Below are 26,638 nucleotides of genomic sequence, written 5' to 3' on the forward strand. Positions count from 1 at the left end.
CTCCTCGTTAGTTGATTGGATGTTGGCGCAGGAAATCGGCGGCAACGGCGGACGGGCTTTCATGGTCGACGTCGACCCGCGCATTGAGCTGGCGCATGGTTTGGTCGTCGAACAGCGTGGCCAAAGGCTTGAGCTCGGCGGCCAGTTGCGGGTGCTTGTCGAGGTAGTCCTGGCGGATCACCGGGGCGGCGGTGTAGTCCGGGAAGTAGTGCTTGTCGTCCTCGAGCAGCTTCAACTTGAACGCGTTCAGGCGACCGTCGGTGGTGTAGACCAGGCCGGCAAACACTTGGCCATTACGCAACGCGGTGTAGACCAGGCCTGCGTCCATCTGCCGAGTGTTCTTGCGCGTGAGGTTCATGTCGTACAGCTTGACCATGCCTGCCAGGCCGTCGGAGCGGTTGGCGAACTCGGTGTCCAGGGCGACCAGGCGGTGATCCTTGGCGTCTTCGGCCATGGCTTTGGTGAGATCGCTGATGCTGTTGATCTCGGGGTGTTCCTGAGCCACTTTCTCGGGCAACGCCAGGGCGTAGGTGTTGCTGAAGCGCGACGGCGACAGCCAGACCAGGCCCTTTTTCGCGTCGAGTTCCTTGACCCGCGCGTAGGACTGTTCGCTGTCGAGCTTCTCGTCGATATGGTTGTAGGCCACCAGCGACACGCCGGTGTATTCCCAGATCAGATCCAGTTGCCCGCTTTCCTGGGCGCTGCGCGCCAGGTTGCTGCCCAGGCCGCCGGTCACGCGGGCGTCGTAGCCCTTGCTGCGCAGGTACTGGGAAGTGATTTCGGCCAGCAGGGTCTGTTCGGTGAACACCCGGGCGCCGATGCGAATCACCGGTTTTTCAGCGGCTTGCGCACTCCCTGCAAACAGCAGGACGCAGCCTAATATCAAGCTTAGTGTTTTCATGTGAATTCCTGTTTCAGGCCTAAAACGGCGCCAAGCCTTAAGACGGACGTAACCCGCGTTCCAGCCAAAGGCGGCTGGCCATGGTCACCAGGCCATCAAGCAGCAATGCGAGCAGCGCGGTGCAGGCGGCGCCGAGCAGCAGTTGCGGCTGGTTGTTCAGGGCGATGCCGGGGAAGATCAGGCTGCCCAGGCTGTTGGCACCGATCAGGAAGGCCAGCGGCGCGGTCCCGACGTTGATCGCCAGGGCCACCCGCACGCCACCGATGATGATCGGCACGGCGTTGGGCAATTCCACGCGAAACAGCACCTGGCGCGGGGTCATGCCGATGCCGGTGGCGGCTTCCTTGAGTGAGCCCTGCACATTTTTCAGGCCTTCGTAGGTGTTGCGCACGATGGGCAGGAGAGAGGCGAGAAACAACGCGAAGATGGCCGGACCGCTGCCGATGCCGAGGACGCCGAGGGCGATGGCCAGTACGGCCAGGGGAGGGACGGTGTTGCCGATGTTGAAAATCTGCATGAAGCGTTCTGCGCGCCCGACCATGTTCGGTCGACTGAGCAGGATACCGGCGGGGATCCCCACAATCAGGGCGGCCAGCATGGAGACCAGGACGAGAATCAAATGAGCTTGCAGGTAAAACAATAAATCGTCGCGGTACAGTTCGATCGTGTTGATGCCGATCCAGTGGACCAGCAGGGCCAGGAGCGCGACGACAACCGCTGCTCCCATAAGCCCTTTGCCATAGCGAATAGCCACAGGCGGACTCCTTTTTTCTTCTGTCGACGAACACATTCCCGCGTGGCAAGCCATTGCTGGCTGTCAGCGAAATGTGATCGCGAAATGCAGCTCGCCAATGCCGTCAAAAGCGGCATGAGTTCGAGCCATAAGCGCAGCCTCGTCAGGCTAACTTGCTGATTTTCCAGCCCCTGTTCCGAGTGCGTAAGCAGGGGAGTGGACGTCTCTACCTTTTAAAAGGTTCCACACTTGGGAGCATTTAGCCACCCCCAATGGGCTCAACGGTGGTCCGTACCCTCGCGTTTGCGCTATACTCGCCGCCCTTTTTTGACTCACCTGCCAGGCGATTTCCCATGACCCACCAGGCCGCCGAAGTCGCGAAACGCCGCACTTTCGCCATTATTTCCCACCCCGATGCCGGTAAAACCACCATCACCGAAAAGCTGCTGCTGATGGGCAAGGCAATCGCGGTGGCCGGCACGGTGAAATCGCGTAAATCCGACCGCCATGCGACATCCGACTGGATGGAAATGGAAAAGCAACGGGGTATTTCCATTACCACGTCGGTCATGCAGTTCCCGTATCGCGACCATATGGTCAACCTGCTCGACACCCCGGGCCACGAAGACTTCTCCGAAGACACCTACCGCACCCTTACTGCGGTGGACTCGGCATTGATGGTCCTCGACGGCGGTAAGGGCGTCGAGCCGCGCACCATTGCGCTGATGGACGTTTGCCGTCTGCGCGACACACCGATTGTCAGCTTCATCAACAAACTCGACCGCGATATCCGCGATCCCATCGAGCTGCTGGATGAAATCGAAGCCGTCCTGAAGATCAAGGCCGCGCCGATCACCTGGCCGATTGGTTGCTACCGCGATTTCAAGGGCGTGTATCACCTGGCCGATGACTACATCATCGTCTACACCGCCGGCCACGGGCATGAGCGCACCGATGTGAAAATCATCGAAAAGCTCGACTCCGACGAAGCCCGCGCCCACCTGGGCGATGAGTACGACCGTTTTGTCGACCAACTGGAACTGGTGCAGGGCGCCTGCCATGAGTTCAACCAGCAGGAATTCCTCGACGGTCAGTTGACCCCGGTGTTCTTCGGCACTGCCCTTGGCAACTTCGGTGTCGACCACGTGCTCGACGCCGTGGTGAATTGGGCACCCGAGCCTCTGGCCCGGGTCGCCAACGAGCGCACGGTGGAACCGGTCGAAGAGAAATTCACCGGCTTCGTGTTCAAGATCCAGGCAAACATGGACCCCAAGCACCGCGACCGTATCGCCTTCATGCGTATCTGCTCCGGCCGCTACGAAAAGGGTATGAAGATGCGCCACGTGCGCACCGGCAAGGACGTACGCATCGGCGATGCGCTGACGTTCTTCTCCTCCGAGCGTGAACAGCTCGAAGAAGCCTACGCCGGCGACATCATCGGCCTGCACAACCACGGCACCATCCAGATCGGCGACACCTTCACCGAAGGCGAAGCGCTGGGCTTCACCGGTATCCCGCACTTCGCACCGGAACTGTTCCGCCGCGTACGCCTGCGCGACCCGCTGAAATCCAAGCAACTGCGCCAGGGCTTGCAGCAATTGGCTGAAGAAGGCGCCACCCAGGTGTTCTTCCCCGAGCGCAGCAACGACATCATCCTCGGCGCCGTCGGTGTGCTGCAGTTCGATGTGGTCGCCAGCCGCTTGAAAGAGGAATACAAGGTGGAATGCTCCTACGAGCCTATTACCGTGTACTCGGCGCGCTGGATCGAGTGCAGCGATAAGAAAAAACTGGAAGAGTTTTCCAACAAGGCCGTGGAAAACCTGGCGGTGGACGGCGGTGGTCACCTGACCTACCTGGCCCCGACCCGGGTCAACCTGGCGCTGATGGAAGAGCGCTGGCCGGATGTGAAATTCCGGGCAACCCGCGAACACCATTAAGGTCTGAGCGGTACACAGAAGGGCGAAGCTGTCATGGCTTCGCCCTTTTTCTTGGCTGTGAAACACTATCAACTGTGGGAGGGGGCTTGCCCCCGATGGCGGTCTATCAGTCACATGTAATGTCCTGACCCACTGCTATCGGGGGCAAGCCCCCTCCCACATTTTGCCCTCTATACGGCTGGGAATTGGCGAGAACCCTGCATCGGGTCTAGCGTTCACACATTGACTGCGAAGGAGACCTCCGTGCGAAATGTTCGATACGCTATTTGTCTGATGCTACTGGCAGGCCCGGGGCTGACGACGCTCCCGGCACTGGCTGTCGATGGCACGCCCCAATGGAAGGACACCGGCCCTGTCACCAAGAGAAAGGCCAACGAGGTCAATTCCGGCAGTTGGAAACCGCAGCCTCAGCCCACAGACGTTAAAGATCCGGAAAACCCGATCAACGAAGGCGAAGACAGTGTGACCTTTGATGACGGCGAAACCTGAGACGCGGTGCCAACCCAAAAAGAAGCCCCTCCCGCCAGGCTGATGCGCAACCTGACGGGAAGGGCTGTAGAACTCACTGACGCCGCATCACTGGTCGTTCCCACGCGGAGCGTGGGAACGATCGCTCAGGCCACGAACTGCTCTGCGTAGTGGCACGCCACCTGGCGATTATCCAACGGCCGCAACAGCGGCTCCTCGGTGCTGCAGCGCGCTGTCGCATACGGGCAGCGCTTGTGAAACGCGCAGCCAGGCGGCGGGTTCAGCGGGTTGGGCAGTTCGCCGACGATTTTGATTTTCGGTTTGTTCGGGTCCGGGTGAATCGTTGGGGTGGCCGACAGCAGTGCCTGGGTGTACGGGTGCAGCGGACGGGCGTAGATGTCTTCCTTGGGGCCCACTTCCACCGGACGGCCGAGGTACATCACCATCACGTCGTCGGCGACGTGTTGCACCACCGCCAGGTTGTGGGAGATGAACACGTAGGCGGTGTTGAATTCCTGCTGCAAATCCATGAACAGGTTGAGCACCTGGGCCTGGATCGACACGTCCAGCGCCGAGGTCGGTTCATCGGCCACCAGCACTTTGGGTTGCAGCATCATCGCCCGGGCCAGGGCGATACGCTGGCGCTGGCCACCGGAGAACATGTGCGGGTAGCGCTGATAATGCTCGGGGCGCAGGCCCACTTGCTTCATCATCGCCTGCACTTTTTCACGGCGTTCGGCGGCGGACAGGTGGGTGTTGATCAGCAGCGGCTCGCCGAGCTGATCACCGACCTTCTGGCGCGGGTTCAACGAGGCGTACGGGCTCTGGAATACCATCTGCACGTCTTTGCGCAACTGCTTGCGCTGGGCCTTGTCGGCACCGGCCACTTCCTGGCCGGCGATTTTAAGCGAGCCCGAAGACGGCTCCTCGATCAGCGTGAGGGCGCGGGCCAGGGTGGACTTGCCGCAACCCGACTCGCCTACCACGGCAAGGGTCTTGCCGGCTTCGAGTTCGAAGGACACACCATTAAGGGCGCGCACCGTGGCGTGGCCCTTGAACAGGCCACGGGACACTTCGTAGTGACGGGTCAGGTCGCGGGCGGTAAGAACGACGGCCATTACGCCACCTCCTGGTTCAAGGGGTAGAAGCAGCGTGCAAGGCTGTTGGTTTTCGGATCAAGGCTCGGGCGCTGGGTGCGGCAGTTTTCCTGCACGTACGGGCAACGCGGCGACAGCAGGCAACCCTGCGGGCGGTCATAGCGGCCCGGCACGATGCCGGGCAGCGTGGCCAGCCGCGTGGCGCCCAGGCTGTGTTCCGGAATCGCCTTGAGCAGCGCTTCGCTGTACGGGTGCGCCGGGATGTCGAACAGTTGCGGCACCTGGCCGACTTCCACGGCCTGGCCTGCGTACATCACGCACACGCGCTGGGCGGTTTCAGCCACCACCGCAAGGTCGTGGGTGATCAGCACCAGGCCCATGTTCTGTTCTTTCTGCAGGGCCAGCAGCAGGTCCATGATCTGCGCCTGGATGGTCACGTCCAACGCAGTGGTCGGCTCATCGGCGATCAGCAGTTTCGGCTCGCCGGCGATCGCCATGGCGATGGCCACGCGCTGGCTCATGCCGCCGGACAGTTGGTGCGGGTAGGCATCCATACGGCTGGCGGCGCCCGGGATTTCAACTTTTTCCAGCAGTTCGATGGCCCGCTTGCGCGCTTGTCGGCCGGACATTTTCAAGTGCAGGCGCAGCACTTCTTCAATCTGGAAACCCACGGTGTAGCTGGGGTTCAGCGCGGTCATCGGGTCCTGGAACACCATCGCCAGGTCTTTGCCGACGATCTGGCGGCGCTGGCGGTTGCTCAGCTTGAGCATGTCCTTGCCGTCGAAGTTCAGCGCGTCGGCGGTGACGATACCGGGATGCTCGATCAGGCCCATCAGCGCCATCATGGTCACGGATTTACCCGAGCCCGACTCGCCAACGATTGCCAGGACTTCGCCTTTGTCGACGGTAATGTCGAGGCCATCGACCACCGGTACGGCGGTCTTGTCGCCGAAGCGCACGTTGAGATTCTTGATTTCTAACAGTGACATGGGAATCTCCTCAGGCGGCGTTCTTGAGTTTCGGGTCCAGCGCGTCGCGCAGGCCGTCACCCATCAAGTTGATTGCCAGCACGCTGAGCAAAATGGTCAAGCCAGGCAAGCTCACTACCCACCAGGCGCGTTCGATGTAGTCACGGGCCGAAGCCAGCATGGTGCCCCACTCAGGCGTTGGCGGTTGTACGCCAAGGCCAAGGAAGCCCAGGGCCGCGGCATCGAGAATCGCCGAGGAGAAACTCAGGGTCGCCTGGACGATCAGCGGCGCCATGCAGTTGGGCAGCACGGTGACGAACATCAGGCGTGGCAGGCCGGCACCGGCCAGGCGCGCCGCCGTCACGTAGTCGCGGTTCAGCTCGCCCATCACCGCAGCGCGGGTCAGGCGCACGTAGGACGGCAGCGACACGATGGCGATCGCGATCACGGTGTTGATCAGGCCAGGGCCGAGGATGGCGACAATCGCCACCGCCAGCAGCAGCGAAGGCAGGGCCAGCATGATGTCCATCAAACGCATGATGGTCGGGCCGAGCAGGCGCGGGAAGAACCCGGCGAACAGGCCCAGCAGGATGCCCGGGATCAGCGACATCACCACCGACGACAAGCCGATCAGCAGCGACAGGCGCGAACCCTGGATCAGGCGCGAGAGCAGGTCGCGGCCCAGTTCGTCGGTGCCGAGCAGGAACTGCATCTGCCCGCCTTCCAGCCACGCAGGCGGGGTGAGCAGGAAGTCGCGGTATTGCTCGCTCGGGTTATGCGGTGCAACCCAGGGTGCGAAGATCGCGCAGAACACGATCAGCAGCATGAACAGCAGGCCGGCAACCGCACCTTTGTTCTTGGAGAAGGCTTGCCAGAATTCTTTGTACGGGGACGGGTACAGCAGGCTCTGATCGACTGCTGACACTGGAGTAGAGGTAGTCATGGTCATGATCTCAGCGCTGGTGACGGATGCGTGGGTTGGCGAAGCCGTAGAGGATATCCACCACGAAGTTCACCAGGATCACCAGGCAGGCGATCAACAGAATACCGTTCTGCACCACCGGGTAGTCTCGCGCGCCAATGGCTTCGATCAGCCATTTGCCGATGCCGGGCCACGAGAAGATGGTTTCGGTCAGTACGGCGCCGGCCAGCAGCGTGCCGACTTGCAGGCCGACCACGGTCAGCACCGGGATCAGCGCGTTGCGCAGGCCGTGCACGAACACCACGCGCGCCGGCGACAGGCCCTTGGCCTTGGCGGTGCGAATGTAGTCCTCACGCAGCACTTCGAGCATCGACGAACGGGTCATCCGCGCGATCACCGCCAGCGGGATGGTGCCCAGCACGATGGCCGGCAGGATCAAGTGGTGCAAGGCATCCCAGAACGCGTCCGGCTCGTCGGCCAGTAGCGTGTCGATCAGCATGAAGCCGGTGCGCGGCTCGATGTCGTAGAGCAGGTCGATACGCCCGGAAACCGGGGTCCAGCCCAGGCTCACCGAGAAGAACATGATCAGGATCAGGCCCCACCAGAAGATCGGCATCGAATAACCCGCCAGGGAGATGCCCATCACCCCGTGGTCGAACAGCGATCCTCGCTTGAGTGCCGCGATCACCCCGGCCAGCAGGCCCAGGATACCGGCGAACAACAGGGCGGCCATGGACAGTTCCAGGGTCGCCGGAAAGAGTGCGGTGAACTCGGTCCACACGCTGGTGCGGGTGCGCAGGGATTCGCCAAGGTCGCCCTGGGCAAGTTTGCCCACATAGTCCAGGTATTGCGCATACAACGGCTTGTTCAAGCCAAGGCGTTCCATTGCCTGGGCATGCATTTCGGGGTCAACCCGACGCTCGCCCATCATGACTTCTACGGGGTCGCCTGGAATCATGCGAATCAACGCAAAGGTCAGCAACGTGATGCCGAAGAACGTGGGGATTAATAACCCCAGTCGGCGGGCAATAAAACTAAACATCTTGGTGTATACCTCAATCAGCCGGTTAGGCAGGTTCGGCGCCGTCAATAGCGATGGCGCCGAGCGTTTTTCTTATTTACTTCACCTGGGTGGTGGCGAAGTTATTTGTACCCAGAGGGCTTTGGGTGAAGCCTTCTACGTTCTTGCGCATGGCGGTGAACAGTTTCGGATAAGCCATTGGAAGCCATGGCTGGTCCTTCTCGAAAACATCCTGTGCTTGTTCATAGAGCGCAGCCCGTGAGGCCGGTTCCTTTTCTGCACGGGCCTTGTCGATCAAGTCCTGAAACTCTTTGTTACACCAGCGTGCGTAGTTTTCGCCGTTTTTCGCCGCATCGCAACTCAGGTTGGGTGTGAGGAAGTTGTCCGGGTCACCGTTATCACCGACCCAGCCAGCCGAAACCATGTCGTGCTCGCCGTTTTTAGCGCGCTTGAGCATTTCGCCCCATTCCATGACTTTGATATTGACCTTCAGGCCAACCTGCGCCAGATCCGCCTGCATGCGCTGGGCGCCGAGCATTGGATTGGGGTTGGTCGGGCCGCCACCGTTGCGGGTGAACAGGGTGAATTCGGTGCCTTCCGGTACGCCGGCTTCCTTGAGCAGGGCGCGGGCCTTGTCCAGGTCACGCGGCGGGTTTTTCAGTTTGTCGTTGAAACCCAGCAAGGTCGGCGGATAAGGGCCGGTACCCACCACTGCATTGCCTTTGCCGAACAGGGCATCGGTATAGCCTGCCTTGTCGAACGCGATGTTGATCGCGTGACGTACCCGCGCATCGCTCATGTATTTGTGGGTGGTGTTCATCGCGGTGTAACTGGTGGTCATCGCCGCCAGTTCGTCGACTTTCAGGTTCGGGTCTTTCTTGATGCTTGGAATATCATCCGGCTTGGGGAACAACGCGATCTGACATTCGTTGGCCTTGAGCTTCTGCAGGCGCACGTTGTTATCGGTGCTGATCGCCAGGATCAACGGATCAACTGCCGGTTTGCCGCGAAAGTACTCAGGGTTGGCCTTGAAGCGCGCCTGGGCATCTTTTTGATAACGGATGAAGATGAACGGGCCAGTGCCGATGGGCTTGGCGTTAAGGTCATCGGTCTTGCCGGACTTGAGCAACTGGTCGGCGTATTCCTTGGAGTGGATTGAAGAGAATGCCATGCCCAGGTCGGCCAGGAACGGTGCTTCAGGACGGGTCAGGGTAAAGACGACGGTGTGATCATCGGTCTTCTCTACGCTCTTGAGCAGTTCCTTGAAGCCCATGCTTTCGAAGTACGGGTAGCCTACGAGCGACTTGTTATGCCACGGGTGATTCGGGTCCAGCTGGCGCTGGAAGCTCCAAAGCACGTCGTCGGCGTTCAGGTTGCGCGTGGGTTTGAAATAGTCGGTGGTGTGGAACTTGATATCTTCACGCAGGTGGAACGTGTAGGTCAGGCCATCGGCACTGATTTCCGGCAGGTCCTTGGCCAGCGCCGGGACCACTTCAGTGGTGCCGGGCTTGAAGTCCACCAGGCGGTTGAACATAGTTTCGGCAGCGGCGTCAGCGGTCACGGCGGTGGTGTACAGGACCGGGTCAAAACCTTCCGGGCTGGCTTCGGTGCAGACCACCAGCGGTTTGGCCGAAACGCCGATCGCCACGCTCAACAGCGCAGCGGCCATGGCAGCTTGTAACGGGAGCATTTTCATTCAGAGCCCTCTGCAATCGATGGAGCCAGAAACGCGAAGACGGCGGGCTCGTCCTGAGCCCGCCGCTTACCTGGCGCTAATTAAAGAATGTTGAACGGGATGGTGGTGACCAGACGGAACTCTTTGATGCTGCCGTCGGACTGGAACTCGCTGCCACGGTGCTCAACATACGTTGCGCGCACGGTAGTGGCTTTGAGTGGGCCGCTTTGCAAGGCGTAAGAGGCGCCTACACCGTATTCCTGGTGTTTCTCGCCGTCCTGGGACTGAATGCCGTCGTAGGCGAACTTGGCGCGACCGTTGTTGCCGGTGTAGTGGGTACCGTCGATGCCCCAGCCGCGGGCCGAGTAGGCGTTGAACTTCAGGCCTGGCACGCCGTATTCGGCCATGTTGATGGCATAGGCGATCTGCAGCGATTTCTCGTTCGGGCCGTTGAAGTCAGACGTCAGGGAGTTGGCCAGGTAGATGCCGTTGGTTTCGTGCAGGTAGTCGAAGTACTCGTTACCGTTCACTTGCTGATAGCCGAAGGTCAGGCTGTGGGCCTGGTGAGTCAGGCCCAGGGACAGGGAGAAGGTATCGTTGTCGATTTCCCCCATCTCTTTTTTGCCTTCATCGACCGTCTTGTAGTAGTTGAAGCCGGTGGTCAGGCCCAGTTGCTGAGCGTCGCCCAGTTCGTGGGTAGCGCCGAAGTAGTACTGGTTCCAGAAGTCCTTCACGTTGGCGGCGAAGAAGCTGGTCTTCAGGCTTTTCAGCGGCTGGTAGTTCACACCCAGGGTGGAGACCTTGTCGGTTTCAGCGCCATTGCCGTATTCGCTACGGAATTTCGACAGGCTCTGTTCGCTACGCGGGGAAACGCGGTCAAACACGCCGCCCTGGAACGACAGGTTGCTGAACTCTTCGCTGTTGAAGCTCACACCCTGGAAGCTTGAAGGCAGCGCACGGTTGCCGATGGTGTCGACGATGCCGCTGCTGAAATTCTGGCGACCGGCGGTCAGTGTGGTGTTGGACACGCGGAACTGCACGTTGGCCAGGCCCAGTTTGCTCCACTGGTCGACGGCGTCACCGTTGGAGTCGGCCAGGGTGCGGTTGGAGCCGCCTTTGATATCACGCTTGCTGCGGTCCAGGACCAGTGCGTTGTACACCGCCACTTCGGTCTTGACGCCGACAGTGCCCTGGGTGAAACCCGAGCTGGCGTTGAGGATGGTGCCCTGCACCCAGTTGGTACGGTTGCGGTCGGTCAGAGTTTGGCCATGCTTCTGGTAAGCGAAGGTGCCCCCACGGTATTTGCTTTCATGGGAGTACCAGTTACGCGTGGTGCCGCCCAGGCTGAAATCTTCGATGAAGCCCTTGGCCTCGCTTTGGGCGCTGGTGCCGGCCAGAGTGGTAGGAACGAAGTCCTGGCTCTGGGTTTCAGCGTAGGCGGTGGCCGTGATGCTGCTGATGGCCAGGGCCAGAAGCGCTTTGCTGCTCAGTTTCATGGGTGAAGCTCCTTTGGTTCTCTTTTTTATGCCGGTCTTTTTAGGTGAACCGGCTATTGGGTGTGTAACTCGTTCAAGCTGTTGCAAACGTTTGGCGTAGGAAAATTCCCAACAAAAGCCTGCACGTTTGCCGCAGGGCCAGTTTCGCCCTGCGCAATCCGGTTATTTTTCTTATGGGGTGATGCTGACGCCCGAGAACACATTGCGGCCGAAAGGACTCACTTTGAAGCCTTCGACTTTGGCGCTTAACGGCTGGTTGACCGTCGAATGGGCGACTGGCGTGATCGGCACCTGCTGCTTGAGCAGTTGCTGCGCCTGTTTGTACAGAACAGTCCTTTGTTCACGGTCGGTGACGACCTTGGCTTGCTTGATCAGCTTGTCGTACGCCGGGTCACACCACATGGAGTAGTTGTTCCCGCCGATGGCGTCGCAGCTGTAGAGGGTGCCCAGCCAGTTGTCCGGGTCACCGTTGTCGCCGGTCCAGCCGATCAGGCTGACATCGTGCTCACCGTTCTTGGTGCGCTTGATGTATTCGCCCCATTCGTAGCTGACGATCTTCACTTTCAGGCCGATCTTGGCCCAGTCGTTCTGCAGCATTTCAGCCATCAGCTTGGCGTTGGGGTTGTACGGACGTTGTACCGGCATCGCCCAGAGGGTGATCTCGGTGCCTTCCTTCACGCCGGCGGCCTTGAGCAGTTCCTTGGCTTTTTCCGGGTTGTAGGCGGCGTCCTTGATGCTCTCGTCGTAGGACCACTGGGTCGGCGGCATGGCGTTCACTGCCAATTGCCCCGCACCCTGGTAGACGGCATTGAGGATGCTCTGTTTGTTCACCGCCATGTCCAGCGCCTGGCGCACTTCGAGCTGGTCGAACGGCTTGTGGCGCACGTTGTAGGCGATGTAGCCCAGGTTGAAGCCGGGCTTGGTCAGCAATTGCAGGTTCGGATCGGCCTTGAGCGCGTCGACATCGGCAGGACGCGGGTGCAGGGTGACCTGGCATTCGCCGGCCTTGAGCTTCTGCACGCGCACCGAAGCGTCGGTGTTGATGGCGAAGATCAGTTGGTCGAGCTTGACCCGGCTCGGGTCCCAGTACTGTTTGTTCGCCACGTAGCGAATCTGCGAGTCTTTCTGGTAACGCTGGAACACAAACGGGCCGGTGCCGATCGGCTTCTGGTTGATATCGCTGGGTTTGCCTTCCTTGAGCAACTGTTCGGCATACTCGGCGGAAAGGATCGCGGCGAAGCTCATGGCAATGTTTTGCACGAACGCGGCGTCGACCGTGTTCAAGGTGATCACCACGGTGTGCGGGTCGGTTTTTTCGACCTTGGCAATGTTCTTGTTCAGGCTCATCCCGTTGAAGTAGGGGAACTCGGTAGGGTAGGCCTTGCGAAACGGGTGGTCGGGGTCAAGCATGCGGTTGAAGGTGAACAGCACGTCGTCGGCGTTGAAGTCGCGTGTCGGCTTGAACTCTTTGTTGCTGTGGAACTTCACTCCTTCACGCAAATGAAAGGTGTAAGTCAGCCCGTCTTCGGAGATGTCCCATTTGGTTGCCAGCCCGGGCACTACGTCAGTTGCGCCTTTTTCGAACTCGACCAGGCGGTTGTACAACGGTTCTGCCGCATCGTTGTCGGTGGCGGTGGTGTATTGCGCGGTGTCAAAGCCTGCCGGGCTGCCCTCGGAGCAGAACACCAGGCTCTTCTTGTCGGCGGCTTGAGCCATTGTGGCCACGGCTAACAGGCTGGTGGCAAACAGTGCGGATAGAACGGTGGTATGGCGCATGACGATCCCGATCCTTGTTTGTAGTTATCAACAGCGAGCGATCCCACTGGTCACAGCCAGGGAGACATCACTGATCCCACACATAGCGAGCGCCTTTCCCAAAGTGAGGCCTCTGCTGTCCTACGACGTTATGGGTCGCGGACTTCACAGTAAATGCGCCAAATCGGATTGACCTTGTAGGTAACGGAGACACGGAGCGCAGTTCATTGCTGTAGGACAGCGGCGCTTATAAATGTGGTCTGTTTCCTACGGTCCAGGCGGATGAAATAACGGCGACGTTGTGAAACGTCGCCGTTATTGATCCTTACTTGCCGCTTACGCTCACGCCGTAGAAGGAGTTCAAGCCAAATGGGCTGATCTTGAAGTCCTGTACGGTGTTGCGCATGGGTTGATACACCGTCGAGTGCGCGATAGGTGTCATCGGAACTGCGTCTTTGAGTACATGTTGCGCCTGCTTGTACAGCTCGGTGCGTTTGGCGACATCCGACGTGGCCTTGGCTTCTTTCACGATGCCGTCGAATTTCTTGTCGCACCACTTGGAGAAGTTGTTGCCCGACAGCGAGTCGCAGCCGAACAGCACGTTCAGCCAGTTGTCCGGGTCACCGTTATCACCGCTCCAGCCAATGATCATGGCCTGGTTCTCGCCGCCCTTGGAGCGCTTGATGTATTCGCCCCACTCGTAGCTGGTGATCTTGACCTTCAAGCCGATCTTGGACCAGTCGTTCTGCAGCATTTCAGCCATCAGTTTGGCGTTCGGGTTGTATGGACGCTGAACCGGCATGGCCCACAGCACGATCTCGGTGCCTTCCTTGACGCCGGCTTCCTTGAGCAGCGCTTTGGCTTTCTCAGGATTGTAGGCGGCATCCTTGATGGTGGTGTCGTAGGACCATTGGGTCGGCGGCATGGCATTCACGGCCAATTGACCGGCACCCTGATACACCGAGTCGATGATCTGCTGCTTGTTCACCGACATGTCCAGGGCCTGGCGTACGCGCAGGTCTGCCAGTGGGTTCGGCTGATCGCTGCCCTTGACCTTGTCCATCACGTTGTAGGCCACGTAGCCCAGGTTGAAACCGGCCTGATGCGGCAGTTTCAGGTCTTTGTCTTCACCCAGCGCCTTGAGGTCGGCCGGACGTGGGAACAGGGTCACCTGGCATTCGTTTTTCTTGAGCTTCTGGATACGCACCGACGGGTCAGTGGTGATGGCGAAGATCAGGTTATCGATCTTCACGTCTTCAGGTTTCCAGTAGTCCTTGTTGCCGGTATAGCGAATGTTCGAGTCTTTCTGGTAGCTCTTGAACACGAACGGGCCGGTGCCGACCGGTTTCTGGTTGATGTCGGCGGGTTTTCCTTCTTTCAACAACTGCGCGGCGTATTCGGCGGATTGGATCGAGGCGAAGCTCATGGCCATGTTCTGAATGAACGCGGCGTCCACGGTGCCAAGGGTGAACTTGACGGTGTGGTCATCGATCTTTTCGATGTTCTTGATGTTGGTGTCCATCCCCATGTCCGTGAAATACGGGAACTCGGTGGGATAGGCCTTACGGAATGGATCGTCTTTATTGATCATCCGGTTAAAGGTGAACAGTACGTCGTCGGCCGAAAATTCACGAGTCGGCTTGAAGTACGGAGTGGTATGGAACTTGACGCCTTCGCGCAGGTGGAAGGTATACGTCAGGCCGTCCGGGGACACGTCCCAGCTGGTGGCGAGGCCAGGCACCACGGCGGTGCCGCCGCGTTCGAACTGGCTCAGGCGGTTGAACATGGTTTCGGCCGAGGCATCGAAGTCTGTTCCGGTGGTGTACTGGCCTGGGTCAAAACCGGCCGGGCTCCCTTCGGAGCAGAACACCAGGTTAGTTGCCGCTTGGGCAAATGGGGCTGCGGCCATAAGGCCAGCGCTCACTAATAACGGAAGGACTGCGTGTTTAAGCATGTTGGCCTCATGATTTGTTGTCATTTTTGGTGGTGAGGGCGACCTCGTGAGTCGGCCTGCGGATACTTATGCAGGCGCCATACCCATTGCAAGATGTTGAACGGTTGCAAGCGCCAAACAGTGGGACGGGCGTACAAGAATGTCGCATTTATGAAAGTTTCGACATAAATGTGTCTGTTTGGCGGGTTTTTTCGGTGCGTCGGGCGCACCGCAAAAGCCCAATCGAGGCGTCTAGTGCACTCGATTGGGGCGTTGTTGTTACTTATCTAGACTCACACCGTAGAACGGTGTCAGCCCGAACGGGCTGATCTTGAAGTCGCGCACTTGCTTGCGCATTGGCTGGAAAACCGTCGAGTTCGCAATAGGCGTTATAGGTACTTGTTCCTTAAGGATTTGTTGTGCCTGTTGATACCACTTGATGCGCTGTTCGCGGTCGTTGCTGACCTTGGCCTGCTGCACCAGCTTGTCATAGGCCGGGTTACACCATTTGGCGTAGTTGCTGCCCTTGACGGCGGCACAACTGTAGAGCACGCCAAGCCAGTTATCGGGGTCGCCGTTGTCGCCGGTCCAGCCGTAAATCATCGCGTCGTGTTCACCATTTTTGGCGCGCTTGATGTATTCGCCCCACTCATAGCTGACGATATTGGCCTTGATGCCGACCTTAGCCCAATCCTGTTGGATCATTTGCGCGGACATGCGCGCATTCGGGTTGGAGGCGCGTTGCACGGTCATCGCCCAAAGATCGATGGTGGTACCAGGTGCAACCCCTGCTTCTTTTAGTAGCGCCCGGGCCTTGGTCTGGTCGTACGGCGCATCCTTGATAGCCGGGTCATAAGACCACTGCGCGGGTGGCAACGCGTTCTGCGCCAATTGTCCGGCGCCCTGATACACCGCCTTGATGATCGCAGGCTTGTCGATGGCCATATCCAGGGCCTGGCGCACCTTGAGCTGGTCCAGGGGCGGATGGGTGACGTTGTAGGCGAGAAAGCCAAGGTTGAACCCGGCCTGTTGCAGCACCCGCAGGTTCGGGTCCTGTTTCATCACTTCTATATCGGCGGGGCGCGGGTAGCCGCTGACCTGGCATTCACCGGCCTTGAGTTTCTGCAGGCGCGCGGCGGCGTCCGGGGTGATGGCGAACACCAGATTGTCGAGCTTCACGTCCTCGGGTTTCCAATACTGCGTATTGGCGACATAGCGGATCTGCGAGTCTTTCTGATAGCGCTTGAACACGAACGGGCCGGTGCCGACCGGTTTCTGGTTGATGTCCTCGGCCTTGCCTTGTTTCAGGAGCTGGGCGGCGTACTCGGCCGACTGCACGGAGGCGAAACTCATCGCCAGGTTCTGCACGAACGAGGCATCCACGTTGTTCAGGTTGAAGCGCACAGTGTGGTCGTCGAGTTTGTCGACGCTTTTGATCGTGGTGTTCAGGCCCATGTCGGTGAAGTAGGGCGATTCGGAAGGGTAGGCCTTGCGAAACGGACTTTCGGCGTCTAACAGCCGGTTGAAGGTAAACACCACATCATCGGCGTTGAAGTCGCGGGTCGGGGTGAAAAAGTCGGTGGTGTGAAACTTCACGCCCTCGCGCAAGTGGAAGGTGTAGGCGAGACCGTCTCCGGACACATCCCAGCGAGTGGCGAGGCCGGGCTCGACTTCGGTACCGCCGCGCTTGAACTGGGTGAGGCGATTGAACACGGTTTCGGCGGAGGCGTCAAAGTCGGTGCCGCTGGTGTACTGGCTGGGGTCGAAGCCGGCGGGGCTGGCCTCGGAGCAATAGACCAGGGTGGTAGCTGCGTGCGCCATGGGCATGAAGGCCAGGAGGCCGGCGGCAAGGAGGAGCGGTTTGAAAGCAATTCTGTCCATGGAGACCCCTGAAATAGCAACCCTGTCAAAGCTGCGCAAATGAAAAAACGGCGGTCACCGAGGTTACCGCCGTTCAGGGTTGTCAGGTAGGGGTCACTGCATCTGCACTTCAATCACGCCATCTGCACTCATGTTGACCTGGCTGGTGCCGGCTTCCACTTCAGGCGTGGGCGCTGAATCGGCCATCGCCGCTTTCATCATCATGGCGCCGCGTGCATAGGGCATCGGGTAGCCGTTGGTGTTGAAGTTCAGGTTGACGATCTTGTAACCCTTGCCGCCCAGCGCATCGGTTGCCAGTTGCGCACGGGCCTTGAATGCCGCAACCGCGTCTTTGAGCAGCGCATCTTCGCTGGCCTTGCGCGTGCTGTCGGCGATGGCAAAGTCCATGCTGTCCATCTTCAGGGTGTTCAACAGCTCGCCGGTGAGTTTGGACAGCGCCGGGAAGTCCGCGCTTTCCAGGCGCAGTTCGGCGCGTTCACGCCAGCCTGTGATTTTCTGGTTCTTGCTGTCGTAGATCGGGTAGCTGTTGCGGCTGCCCTGGCGCAGGGTCACTGCCTTGACTTCGCGGGCCTGGCCCAGGGCGGTGTTCATGGTGGTGGTGATTTCAGCGGCAAGCTTGGCCGGGTCGGCGTTTTGCGACTCGGTGTAGAGGGTGACGATCATCTTGTCGCGCGCCACTTCCTGGCTGACTTCGGCGCGCAGGGAGATCTGGTTGTAATGCAGTTCATCGGCGGCCATGGCCGGCAGGCTGGCCAGGGCGCTGGCGCCGAGGGTGAGGACAGCGGCACTGCGAGAGAAACGGGACATGAAAGCTCCTTGAGATTGTCGTGTTCGGTATGACTGTAGACGTTGGCATCGGGTTCTTCGGGTTTACATATTCCCTACATGTTGTGGCGGTGGCGACGAACGGTCATCTGCCCGGCCTGCGTCAAAGAGCCACACGCGCCGTGCCGGCGGGTCTGCTTCGTTTATACTCGTGCCGATCCGCCTGCAGCGCTCATCGGGAGAGCTCATGCTCGCCGCCGTAAAACTGACTTCCGCCACCCGCCAGAACCTCTGGCGCCTGACGTTCATCCGCACCCTGGTATTGGCCGCACAGGCCGGTTCCGTCGGGCTCGCCTATTGGTTCGACCTGCTGCCGCTGCCCTGGCTGCAACTGGCCGTGACCCTCGGCTTTTCCAGCGTGCTGTGTGCGTTTACCGCCATCCGCTTGCGCACCACCTGGCCGGTCACCGAGTTGGAATACGCGCTGCAATTGGCCTGCGACCTGTTTATCCACAGTGTGTTGCTGTACTTCTCCGGTGGTTCCACCAATCCGTTTGTGTCGTATTACCTGGTGCCGCTGACCATTGCCGCCGTGACCTTGCCATGGCGCTATTCGGTGGTGCTGTCGGGCATCGCACTGACCCTGTACACCTTGCTCCTGGCGCAATTCTATCCACTGCAGACCTTTCCGATCGCTCGGGAAAATCTGCAGATCTACGGGATGTGGCTCAGCTTTGCCTTGTCTGCCGCCGTCATCACGTTTTTTGCCGCACGCATGGCCGAAGAGTTGCGCCGTCAGGAAGAGCTGCGCGCGATTCGCCGCGAAGAAGGCCTGCGCGACCAGCAACTGCTGGCGGTCGCCACGCAGGCGGCGGGTGCCGCCCATGAGCTGGGCACGCCGCTGGCGACCATGAGCGTGCTGCTCAAGGAAATGACCCAGGACCATCACGACCCGGCTCTGCAGGATGATTTGAGCGTGCTGCAGGAACAGGTCAAGCAATGCAAGCTGACGTTGCAGCAACTGGTGCGCGCCGCCGAAGCCAATCGCCGTCTGGCGGTCGAAATGCAGGACGTCACCCAGTGGCTCGATGAGGCGCTCAACCGCTGGCACCTGATGCGCCCCGAAGCCAGTTACCGTTTCAGCCTGTTGGGCCAGGGCAGCGTGCCGCGCATGGCGCCGCCGCCGGACCTCACCCAGGCCTTGCTCAACCTGTTGAACAATGCCGCCGACGCCTGTCCTGAAGGCCTGGGCGTGCAGTTGGACTGGGACGCGGAAAACGTCACCATCAGCATTCGTGACCACGGCGCGGGCGTGCCGCTGGCCATTGCCGAGCAGATCGGCAAACCGTTCTTTACCACCAAGGGCAAAGGTTTCGGCCTCGGCCTGTTTTTGAGCAAGGCCAGCGTGACCCGCGCGGGCGGCTCAGTGAAGCTCTATAGTCATGAGGAAGGCGGTACGCTCACCGAGCTGCGCCTGCCCCGTGTCGCACGAGGAGATATCGATGAGTGACGAGATCCAAGTCGAAGGCGAAGAACTGCCGCATTTGTTGCTGGTAGATGATGACGCCACCTTTACCCGCGTGATGGCGCGTGCCATGAGCCGTCGCGGCTTTCGCGTCAGCACCGCAGGCTCGGCCGAAGAAGGCCTGACCATCGCCCAGGCCGACCTGCCGGACTACGCCGCGCTCGACCTGAAAATGGACGGCGACTCGGGCCTGGTGCTGTTGCCCAAGCTGCTCGAACTCGACCCGGAAATGCGCGTGGTGATCCTCACCGGCTATTCCAGCATCGCCACTGCCGTCGAAGCCATCAAGCGTGGCGCCTGCAACTACCTGTGCAAGCCGGCGGATGCCGATGACGTGCTCGCCGCGCTGCTGTCCGAGCACGCCGACCTCGATACCCTGGTACCGGAAAACCCCATGTCGGTGGACCGCCTGCAGTGGGAGCACATCCAGCGTGTACTGACCGAGCACGAAGGCAATATCTCCGCCACCGCTCGCGCGTTGGGCATGCACCGGCGCACCTTGCAGCGTAAGTTGCAGAAGCGCCCGGTACGACGCTGAACGGCGACTGAACAACCCGCTTCAGGCTGCACGGATGCACGAACCGATCACCTATGATCGGTTCAAACGCCTGTGATGTTTTCCTATCGAGCCTGAACGATGAATCAGAACGCTGAATATTCCGCGGTCAACGATGCGGTGCGCGGGCAATTCTTCCGCCGAACCTGGGCCATGATCACGCCGTATTGGCGCAGTGAAGAGAAGGGCAGGGCCTGGTTGCTGCTGGCCGCCGTGATTGGCCTATCGCTGTTCAGCGTGGCGATTTCCGTGTGGATCAACCACTGGTACAAGGATTTCTACAACGCGCTGGAGAAGAAGGACACGGCTGCTTTCTGGCAATTAATCGTTTATTTCGGCGGTATCGCGGCCGTGGCGATCCTGGGCGCGGTGTACCGCCTGTACCTGACCCAGATGCTCACCATCCGCTGGCGTGCCTGGCTGACCGAAAAGCACTTCGCACGCTGGCTCGCCCACAAGAACTACTACCAGTTGGAGCAGGGCGGCTACACCGATAACCCGGACCAGCGGATTTCCGAAGACCTCAATACCTTTACCTCCAGCACTTTGAGCCTGGGCCTTGGGCTGTTGCGCAACGTGGTCAGCCTAGTGTCGTTCTCGATCATCCTGTGGGGCGTGTCGGGCAGCATTGAGGTGTTCGGCCTCACCATTCCCGGCTACATGTTCTGGTGCGCGCTGCTGTACGCCGCCGTGGGCAGTTGGCTGACGCATTTGATCGGGCGGCGGCTGATCGGCTTGAGCAACCAGCAACAGCGCTTCGAAGCCGACCTGCGTTTCTCCATGGTGCGGGTACGTGAAAATGCCGAAAGCATCGCGCTGTACAACGGCGAACCGAATGAAAAGCAGCGCCTGAGCACGCGCTTCGGCAAGGTCTGGCACAACTTCTGGGACATCATGAAAGTGTCCAAGCGCCTGACCTTCTTCACCGCCGGCTACAGCCAGATCGCGATTATCTTCCCGTTTATCGTGGCCGCGCCGCGCTACTTCACCGGCAAGATCGAACTGGGCGAGCTGATGCAAATCAACTCGGCGTTCGGCAATGTGCAGGAGAACTTCAGTTGGTTTATCAACGCCTACTCGGAACTGGCGTCGTGGCGCGCTACCAGTGACCGTCTACTGAGTTTCCAGCAGGCTATGAGCGACAATGAGCAGCGCGCCCCGGCCATCGATGTGCGCCCTGAAGGCGAACACCTGGTGATCAAGAATCTGGGCATGGACCTGGCCGACGGCCGTCACTTGCTCACCGACGCCGACATGACCGTGGAGCCTGGCCAGCGCGTGATGCTCAGCGGGCGTTCCGGCAGCGGCAAGAGCACCTTGCTGCGGGCGATGGGGCATCTGTGGCCGGCCGGCCATGGCAGCATTCGCCTGCCGGCGACGCGCTATTTGTTTCTGCCGCAGAAGCCGTATTTACCGATTGGCACGTTGAAGGCTGTGTTGAGTTATCCACAGGACGACAGCGTCTATCCGGCAGAACGTTATGCACAAGTCCTGGAAACCTGTCGCTTGCCGCACTTGGTCAGCCGCCTGGATGAAGCCAACCACTGGCAGCGCATGCTCTCGCCCGGCGAGCAACAGCGCCTGGCCTTTGCCCGTGCGTTATTGTTCGCGCCGCAGTGGCTGTACATGGACGAAGCGACCTCGGCCATGGATGAGGAGGATGAGGCAACGTTGTATCAGGCGCTGATCGATGAACTGCCGGGGTTGAGCATCGTCAGCGTCGGCCATCGCAGCAGTCTCAAGCGCTTCCATGAAAGGCATGTGCGGATCGAGGGTGGGCGGTTGCAGGAACAACAACCGGCCTAAGGTCATGTGGGGTCAAGTGTGGGAGGGGGCTTGCCCCCGATGGCGGTATGTCAGTCACCTGCTTTGGATCTGACACATTGCTATCGGGGGCAAACCCCCTCCCACATTAGATCTCCATGGTCAGGGAAACTTAGCCCCAACAAAAAGCCCGGCTGATCATCGATCAGCCGGGCTTTTTAATTGCTTGAATGAATTACTTCTTCAAGCCGTAATGCTCATCCAGCATGCCTGGAGCGTTCGGCGTTTTTGGCGCGTAGTCCCGCGGCGGTTCCTGGTTTTCCCGGGGTGGGGTCAGGCGTTCCCGTGGGGTTTGCGGTGCATCGGAATGCAGCGCGGCCAGCAGGCGCTGGCGGGTGATGTCGTCGAGGGCCAGGCGGTTTGCGCCATCGGCGAGATGATCCTGTACTTCCTGGTAGCTCTGGGTGAGCTTCTTGACCAGGGTCGCGGTGCTGTTGAAGTGGGTAACAACCTCGTTCTGATAACTGTCAAAACGTTCCTGAATGTCATCCAGCTGACGTTGCGTGCGGTTAGGCGCGGCATTCGGCAGCAGGCGAGCAACCAGGAATCCAATGGCGACACCGGCAACCAGGGCAAGAGTCGGCAACAACCAAACTAAGAGCGAGTGTTCCACGAGTCCTTCCTCTATAAACGGCTTTGCTTTACGTTAACGGCTCAAACCTGCGCTGTATACCGCGATTAAGCTCGCAATGATGCCATGCACAGACTTTTAGCTAGACGAGTCGACCCCTTGAGAGGTCACGGAGTTCATCCTTGCTCATGCGTGAAACCCCCGTTTTGATCGATGGCCCGGTGGGCCAACTGGAAGCCCTGTATCTGGATCACCCCGAACCCCGTGGCCTGGCGCTGATCTGCCACCCCAACCCGGTGCAGGGCGGGACCATGCTCAATAAAGTGGTGTCGACCCTGCAGCGCACCGCGCGCGATGCCGGTTTGATTACGTTGCGTTTCAATTATCGTGGCGTCGGCGCCAGCGCCGGTTCCCACGATATGGCCAGCGGTGAAGTGGACGATGCCGAAGCGGCCGCCACCTGGTTGCGGGAAAAACACCCGGACCTGCCGATCACCTTGCTGGGTTTTTCCTTCGGCGGTTACGTGGCTGCCAGTCTCGGCGGGCGTCTGGAAGCCAAGGGCGAGAAGCTCGCGCACCTGTTCATGGTCGCTGCGGCGGTGATGCGCCTGGGCGAGTCGGACCTGTTGCCCCAGGGCTGCCCGTTGACCCTGATCCAGCCGGAAACCGACGAAGTGGTTGACCCACAGCTGGTCTACGATTGGTCCGCCGCCCTGAAACGCCCCCATACGCTGCTGAAAGTGGCAGAATGCGGACACTTTTTTCATGGCAAGCTGACCGATCTCAAGGATCTGGTGCTGCCACGCCTTTCGAATTGATGACAAGCGATCACCCATGACGACCCGTACCCGCATCCTCACCGGCATTACCACCACCGGCACGCCGCACCTGGGCAACTACGCCGGTGCGATCCGCCCGGCGATCCTTGCCAGCGAAGACGCCAATGCCGATTCCTTCTACTTCCTGGCTGACTACCACGCCCTGATCAAATGCGATGACCCGCAGCGCATCCAGCGCTCGCGCATGGAAATCGCCGCGACCTGGCTGGCCGGTGGCCTGGATGTGAACCGAGTGACGTTCTACCGCCAGTCCGACATCCCCGAGATCCCCGAGCTGACCTGGCTGCTGACCTGTGTGGCCGCCAAGGGCCTGCTCAACCGCGCCCACGCCTACAAGGCGTCGGTGGACAAAAACGTGGAGAGCGGCGAAGACCCGGACGCGGGCATCAGCATGGGCCTGTACAGCTACCCGGTATTGATGGCGGCGGACATCCTGATGTTCAACGCGCACAAGGTGCCGGTCGGCCGCGACCAGATCCAGCACGTGGAAATGGCCCGTGATATCGGCCAGCGTTTCAACCACCTGTTCGGCAACGGTAAAGAATTCTTCACCATGCCTGAAGCGTTGATCGAAGAAAGCGTCGCCACCTTGCCGGGCCTGGACGGGCGCAAGATGTCCAAGAGCTATGACAACACCATCCCGTTGTTCACCAGCGCCAAGGACATGAAGGAGTCGATCTCGCGGATCGTCACCGATTCGCGCGCGCCAGGCGAAGCCAAGGACCCGGACAACTCGCACCTGTTCACCTTGTACCAGGCATTCGCGACCAAGGCCCAGGAAGAGGAGTTCCGTGGTGAGCTGCTGCAAGGCCTGGGCTGGGGCGAGGCGAAGAACCATCTGTTCCAACTGCTCGACGGCCAACTCGGTGAAGCGCGCGAGCGTTATCACCAACTGATGTCGCGCCCGTCCGACATGGAAGACCTGCTGCTGGTCGGCGCGAAAAAAGCCCGTGCCGTGGCGGCGCCGTTCCTGGCTGAGCTGCGCGAAGCGGTGGGCCTGCGCTCGTTCGTCAACCAGGCTGCGGCGCCGGTCGCCACCAAGAAGAAAGCAGCGAAGGCTGCGCGCTTCGTGAGCTTTCGTGAGGACGACGGCAGCTTCCGCTTCCGCCTGCTGGCGGCCGATGGCGAGCAACTGCTGCTGTCGCGCAACTTCGCCGACGGCAAAGCGGCCGGCGCGGTGACCAGGCAATTGCAGAGCGGTGATTTGGACATACGCACCGAGGCCCGGCGCTTCAGCGTATGGCTGGACGACGCCGCTGTGGCCGACAGCGCCGAGTTCGCCGACGAAGCCTCTCGAGATACCGCCATCGCTGCGTTGCGCGTCGCGTTGGCCCCTTCCGAGGATTAACCCGACCAAGGGTTGATTGCCATTATCCAGGGCCGTCGTTACAGTGACGGCCCGTTTTTGTTGCCTTGCTAACGAAATTATGACGCCCCTAGAACGATATCAAGCTGATCTGAAACGCCCTGACTTCTTCCATGACGCGGCCCAGGAAAATGCGGTGCGTCATTTGCAGCGCCTGTATGAAGACCTGGTCGCGGCCTCGCAAACCAAGCCGGGGATGTTCAGCAAGCTGTTTGGCAAAAAAGACCACACGCCGGTCAAGGGCCTGTACTTTTGGGGTGGCGTCGGCCGGGGCAAGACTTACCTGGTGGACACCTTCTTCGAAGCGCTGCCGTTCAAGGAAAAGGTGCGTACCCACTTCCACCGCTTCATGAAGCGTGTGCACGAAGAAATGAAGACCCTGCCGGGGGAAAAGAACCCGCTGACGATCATTGCCAAGCGTTTCTCCGACGAAGCGCGGGTGATCTGCTTCGATGAGTTCTTCGTCTCCGACATCACCGACGCCATGATCCTCGGCACCTTGATGGAAGAGCTGTTCAAGAACGGCGTAACCCTGGTCGCGACCTCGAACATCGTGCCCGATGGCCTGTACAAGGACGGCCTGCAGCGCGCGCGCTTCCTGCCGGCCATTGCGTTGATCAAGCAGAACACCGATATCGTCAATGTCGACAGCGGCGTCGACTATCGTTTGCGTCACCTCGAGCAAGCGGAACTGTTCCACTTTCCGCTCAACGAGGCGGCCCACGAAAGCCTGAAGAAAAGCTTCCGTGCGTTGACGCCGGAATGCACCCAGGCGGTGGAAAACGACAAGCTGATGATCGAGAACCGCGAAATCATCGCCTTGCGTACCTGCGATGACGTGGCCTGGTTCGAATTCCGTCAACTGTGCGACGGCCCGCGTAGCCAGAACGACTACATCGAACTGGGCAAGATCTTCCATGCGGTGATCTTGAGCGGTGTGGAGCAGATGGGCGTGACCACCGACGACATCGCGCGGCGCTTTATCAACATGGTCGACGAGTTCTACGATCGTAACGTCAAGTTGATCATCTCGGCGGAAGTCGAACTCAAGGACCTGTATACCGGCGGGCGCTTGAACTTCGAATTCCAGCGCACCTTGAGCCGTTTGCTGGAAATGCAGTCCCACGAATTCCTGTCGCGCGGACACAAACCCTAAGATCAATGCAAATCAAACTGTGGGAGGGGGCTTGCCCCCGATAGCGGTGGATCAGTCAACTCATGCAGTGACTGACACCCTGCTATCGGGGGCAAGCCCCCTCCCACATTGGTTTTGTGTATATCCAGTTACGCGGCCTGCTGGAATTGCTGCCGATACTGATTCGGCGACAACTCCGTGTGTTGCCTGAACAACCGCGCAAAGAAGCTCGCATCGTCGTAACCCACCTCATAGCTGATGGTCTTGATGCTCTTGCGGCTGCCCGACAGCAGGCCCTTGGCGGTCTCGATGCGCAAGCGTTGCAGATAATGCAGCGGCTTGTCGCCGGTGGCGGCCTGGAAGCGGCGCATGAAGTTGCGGATGCTCATGCCGTGCTCCCTGGCGACGTCTTCGAAGCGGAACTTGTCGGCAAAGTGTTCTTCGAGCCAATGCTGGATCTGCAGGATGATCACATCCTGGTGCAGCTTCTGCCCGCCAAAACCGATGCGCCCCGGCGCATAGCTGCGTTGCACCTCATACAGAATATCGCGGGCCACGGCCTGGGCGATGTTGGCGCCGCAGAAGCGTTCGATCAGATAAATGTAGAGGTCGCAGGCTGAGGTGGTGCCGCCGGCGCAATACAGGTTGTCGGCGTCGGTCAGGTGCTTGTCCTGGTTGAGCTGCACCTGGGGGAAGCGTTCGCTGAAAGCCGTGAAGAAGCGCCAGTAGGTGGTCGCTTCCTTGCCATCGAGCAGGCCGGCTTCGGCCAGCCAGAACACCCCGGTGGCTTCGCCGCACAGCACGGCGCCGCGGGCGTGCTGTTCGCGCAGCCAGGGCAGTACCTGTGGGTAGCGGGTGCACAAGGCCTCAAAGTCGTCCCAGAAGGCGGGCAGCACGATGATGTCGGCGTCTTCCAGGCCGCCGTCCACCGGCATGATCACATTGCTGAAGCTGCGCACCGGTTGTCCGTCGGGGCTGACCAGGCGCGTTTCAAACGCAGGGGTCAGGCCCAGGCCTTGTTGCTTGCCATAACGCAGGCTGGCGAGATGGAAAAAATCCTTGGCTTGCATGAGGGTGGAAGCGAATACCCGATCAATAGCCAGAATGCTGACGCGCCGCAAGGGCGAGGAGATTTGGTTAGACATAATTTCATTTATTCTTATAGGGGAAAGTGGTCACCAGACGGCTGGATCGTCTTATTTTTTGTCGCATGTGTCCAGTGTCCCGTGACGCATTCGCGGCATAGGCTCTGTTGGCTTGTTTTTGTCCG

At 59.9% G+C, this 26,638-nt stretch carries 22 protein-coding genes; 8 read left to right on the forward strand and 14 right to left on the reverse strand.

Annotated elements, in window-relative coordinates:
• Positions 1-7 precede the first annotated feature (7 nt).
• A complete protein-coding gene (locus BOP93_RS04065; RefSeq protein ID WP_104501641.1) occupies positions 8-901 on the reverse strand; it encodes a glycine betaine ABC transporter substrate-binding protein in 894 nt (297 codons plus the stop codon).
• 37 nt (positions 902-938) lie between these two features.
• Positions 939-1,628, reverse strand: a complete 690-nt coding sequence (locus BOP93_RS04070; protein WP_170827556.1) for an ABC transporter permease — start codon at positions 1,626-1,628, stop codon at positions 939-941.
• A 359-nt stretch (positions 1,629-1,987) separates the two neighbouring features.
• Here BOP93_RS04070 and BOP93_RS04075 point away from each other — a divergent pair, with 359 nt between their 5' ends.
• Both BOP93_RS04075 and BOP93_RS04080 read left to right on the forward strand, forming a co-directional pair.
• Positions 1,988-3,571: a peptide chain release factor 3 gene (locus BOP93_RS04075; RefSeq protein ID WP_104501642.1), complete on the forward strand. Its 1,584-nt coding sequence runs from the start codon at positions 1,988-1,990 to the stop codon at positions 3,569-3,571.
• 243 nt (positions 3,572-3,814) lie between these two features.
• Complete coding sequence (locus BOP93_RS04080; RefSeq protein WP_065883640.1) at positions 3,815-4,060, forward strand: hypothetical protein; 246 nt, start codon at positions 3,815-3,817, stop codon at positions 4,058-4,060.
• Positions 4,061-4,185: 125 nt separating this feature from the next.
• Here the strand turns inward: BOP93_RS04080 and BOP93_RS04085 are convergent, their stop codons facing one another.
• The 10 genes from BOP93_RS04085 to BOP93_RS04130 all read right to left on the reverse strand — a co-directional run bounded on the left by BOP93_RS04085 (position 4,186) and on the right by BOP93_RS04130 (position 17,594).
• Complete coding sequence (locus BOP93_RS04085) at positions 4,186-5,157, reverse strand: peptide ABC transporter ATP-binding protein (protein WP_104501643.1); 972 nt, start codon at positions 5,155-5,157, stop codon at positions 4,186-4,188.
• A complete protein-coding gene (locus BOP93_RS04090; RefSeq protein WP_065883643.1) occupies positions 5,157-6,125 on the reverse strand; it encodes an ABC transporter ATP-binding protein in 969 nt (322 codons plus the stop codon). Before BOP93_RS04090 ends, BOP93_RS04085 begins: the two co-directional genes overlap by 1 nt.
• A gap of 10 nt (positions 6,126-6,135) precedes the next feature.
• Positions 6,136-7,047 (reverse strand): ABC transporter permease subunit, encoded by a 912-nt coding sequence (locus BOP93_RS04095; RefSeq protein WP_065883645.1) that lies wholly within the window; start codon positions 7,045-7,047, stop codon positions 6,136-6,138.
• A gap of 10 nt (positions 7,048-7,057) precedes the next feature.
• Positions 7,058-8,068 carry an ABC transporter permease subunit gene (locus BOP93_RS04100; RefSeq protein ID WP_003171721.1) on the reverse strand — a complete coding sequence of 337 codons (1,011 nt, stop codon included), beginning with the start codon at positions 8,066-8,068 and terminating at the stop codon, positions 7,058-7,060.
• 76 nt (positions 8,069-8,144) lie between these two features.
• Entirely contained in the window at positions 8,145-9,743 is a 1,599-nt protein-coding gene (locus BOP93_RS04105) for an ABC transporter substrate-binding protein (RefSeq protein ID WP_104501644.1), read from the reverse strand.
• 80 nt (positions 9,744-9,823) lie between these two features.
• Positions 9,824-11,218 (reverse strand): OprD family outer membrane porin, encoded by a 1,395-nt coding sequence (locus BOP93_RS04110; protein ID WP_065951579.1) that lies wholly within the window; start codon positions 11,216-11,218, stop codon positions 9,824-9,826.
• A gap of 171 nt (positions 11,219-11,389) precedes the next feature.
• Positions 11,390-12,994 carry an ABC transporter substrate-binding protein gene (locus BOP93_RS04115; RefSeq protein ID WP_104501645.1) on the reverse strand — a complete coding sequence of 535 codons (1,605 nt, stop codon included), beginning with the start codon at positions 12,992-12,994 and terminating at the stop codon, positions 11,390-11,392.
• A gap of 304 nt (positions 12,995-13,298) precedes the next feature.
• Complete coding sequence (locus tag BOP93_RS04120) at positions 13,299-14,927, reverse strand: ABC transporter substrate-binding protein (protein WP_104501646.1); 1,629 nt, start codon at positions 14,925-14,927, stop codon at positions 13,299-13,301.
• A 258-nt stretch (positions 14,928-15,185) separates the two neighbouring features.
• On the reverse strand, positions 15,186-16,787 hold the full coding sequence (locus tag BOP93_RS04125) for an ABC transporter substrate-binding protein (protein WP_104501647.1): 1,602 nt from the start codon (positions 16,785-16,787) through the stop codon (positions 15,186-15,188).
• 93 nt (positions 16,788-16,880) lie between these two features.
• Positions 16,881-17,594 carry an SIMPL domain-containing protein gene (locus BOP93_RS04130; RefSeq protein WP_104501648.1) on the reverse strand — a complete coding sequence of 238 codons (714 nt, stop codon included), beginning with the start codon at positions 17,592-17,594 and terminating at the stop codon, positions 16,881-16,883.
• A gap of 205 nt (positions 17,595-17,799) precedes the next feature.
• On the opposite strand from BOP93_RS04130, the gene BOP93_RS04135 reads away from it, so the two are divergent.
• The 3 genes from BOP93_RS04135 (at position 17,800) to BOP93_RS04145 (ending at position 21,439) form a co-directional block, all read left to right on the forward strand.
• The gene (locus tag BOP93_RS04135) at positions 17,800-19,062 is read left to right on the forward strand and encodes an ATP-binding protein (protein WP_065893639.1); all 1,263 of its coding nucleotides are present in this window, start codon (positions 17,800-17,802) and stop codon (positions 19,060-19,062) included.
• Entirely contained in the window at positions 19,055-19,615 is a 561-nt protein-coding gene (locus BOP93_RS04140; protein ID WP_003171731.1) for a response regulator transcription factor, read from the forward strand. Before BOP93_RS04135 ends, BOP93_RS04140 begins: the two co-directional genes overlap by 8 nt.
• 99 nt (positions 19,616-19,714) lie before the next feature.
• A complete protein-coding gene (locus BOP93_RS04145) occupies positions 19,715-21,439 on the forward strand; it encodes an ABC transporter ATP-binding protein/permease (protein WP_104501649.1) in 1,725 nt (574 codons plus the stop codon).
• Positions 21,440-21,632: 193 nt separating this feature from the next.
• Here BOP93_RS04145 and BOP93_RS04150 read toward each other — a convergent pair whose 3' ends face one another.
• Complete coding sequence (locus BOP93_RS04150; RefSeq protein WP_003171734.1) at positions 21,633-22,070, reverse strand: YhcB family protein; 438 nt, start codon at positions 22,068-22,070, stop codon at positions 21,633-21,635.
• Between the two features lie 146 nt (positions 22,071-22,216).
• Here BOP93_RS04150 and BOP93_RS04155 point away from each other — a divergent pair, with 146 nt between their 5' ends.
• The 3 genes from BOP93_RS04155 to zapE all read left to right on the forward strand — a co-directional run bounded on the left by BOP93_RS04155 (position 22,217) and on the right by zapE (position 25,389).
• Positions 22,217-22,846: an alpha/beta hydrolase gene (locus BOP93_RS04155; protein ID WP_104501650.1), complete on the forward strand. Its 630-nt coding sequence runs from the start codon at positions 22,217-22,219 to the stop codon at positions 22,844-22,846.
• A gap of 16 nt (positions 22,847-22,862) precedes the next feature.
• The gene (locus tag BOP93_RS04160; protein WP_104501651.1) at positions 22,863-24,215 is read left to right on the forward strand and encodes a tryptophan--tRNA ligase; all 1,353 of its coding nucleotides are present in this window, start codon (positions 22,863-22,865) and stop codon (positions 24,213-24,215) included.
• A gap of 79 nt (positions 24,216-24,294) precedes the next feature.
• Positions 24,295-25,389, forward strand: a complete 1,095-nt coding sequence (gene zapE / locus BOP93_RS04165; RefSeq protein WP_057724535.1) for a cell division protein ZapE — start codon at positions 24,295-24,297, stop codon at positions 25,387-25,389.
• Positions 25,390-25,517: 128 nt separating this feature from the next.
• On the opposite strand, the gene BOP93_RS04170 is transcribed toward zapE, so the two are convergent.
• Positions 25,518-26,438 carry a GlxA family transcriptional regulator gene (locus BOP93_RS04170; RefSeq protein ID WP_205885815.1) on the reverse strand — a complete coding sequence of 307 codons (921 nt, stop codon included), beginning with the start codon at positions 26,436-26,438 and terminating at the stop codon, positions 25,518-25,520.
• Between the last annotated feature and the right edge of the window lie 200 nt (positions 26,439-26,638).

Source organism: Pseudomonas orientalis (assembly GCF_002934065.1).
Classification (GTDB): Bacteria; Pseudomonadota; Gammaproteobacteria; order Pseudomonadales; family Pseudomonadaceae; genus Aquipseudomonas; species Aquipseudomonas orientalis_A.